This is a genomic window from Novacetimonas hansenii JCM 7643 (assembly GCF_000964405.1).
Taxonomy (GTDB): domain Bacteria; phylum Pseudomonadota; class Alphaproteobacteria; order Acetobacterales; family Acetobacteraceae; genus Novacetimonas; species Novacetimonas hansenii.
Window position 1 is genome coordinate 1 of record NZ_BANE01000420.1, and the last position, 863, is coordinate 863.

Below are 863 nucleotides of genomic sequence, written 5' to 3' on the forward strand. Positions count from 1 at the left end.
AGGTCATCCGCGTCGCGCAGGTTGCGCAGGATCTGGACCAGCTGCGTCATGTCATGCCCATCGACCGGGCCGACATAGTAGAAGCCGAGTTCCTCGAACAGGGTGCCGCCGGTGATGATGCCGCGCGCATATTCGTCGGCCTTCTTCGCCGTGCGCTCCAGCCGGTCGGGCAGGCGCCTTGCCATCTTGGCGGCAAGGTCACGCAGGCTGAGGAACTTGCGCGAGGACATCAGCCGCGACAGGTAGCTCGACATCGCGCCGACGGGGGGGGCGATCGACATTTCGTTGTCGTTGAGGATGACGATCAGCCGTTCCGCGCCAGGCCCGCAATGCGAGGCGTTGTTCATCGCCTCATACGCCATGCCTGCGGAGATGGAGCCATCGCCGATCACCGCGATGACGTTGCGTTCGCGATAGGACGGGTCGTGTTCGGCGCGCAGGTGGTGCGCCACCGCCATGCCCAGCCCGGCGGAGATGGAGGTGGAGGAATGCGCCGCGCCGAACGGGTCATATTCGCTTTCGCTGCGGCGGGTGAAGCCCGACAGGCCGCCCGGCTGGCGCAGGGTGCGGATGCGGTCGCGCCGCCCGGTCAGGATCTTGTGCGGATAGGTCTGGTGGCCGACATCCCAGATCACGCGGTCATCGGGCGTGTCGAACACGGCATGCAGCGCAACCGTCAGTTCCACAACCCCAAGCGATGCGCCAAGGTGCCCGCTGGTGGTCGACACCGTGTCGATCGTCTCCGCCCGCAGTTCGTCCGCAAGCGCCCTGAGCTGCTCCACCGAAAGGTTGCGCATGTCATGCGGGTAACGCACACGGTCAAGCTGCGCAAAACGGCCCAGCGTCGGGATCGATCCCCACGC

General features: G+C 66.2%; 1 protein-coding gene. It reads right to left on the minus strand.

Features of this window, described 5'->3' with window-relative positions; all coding sequences use genetic code 11:
* Positions 1-851, minus strand: an 851-nt coding sequence (locus B7G66_RS16875) for a 1-deoxy-D-xylulose-5-phosphate synthase N-terminal domain-containing protein (RefSeq protein WP_275404491.1), incomplete at its 3' end; no start/stop codon positions are given.
* Positions 852-863 lie beyond the last annotated feature (12 nt).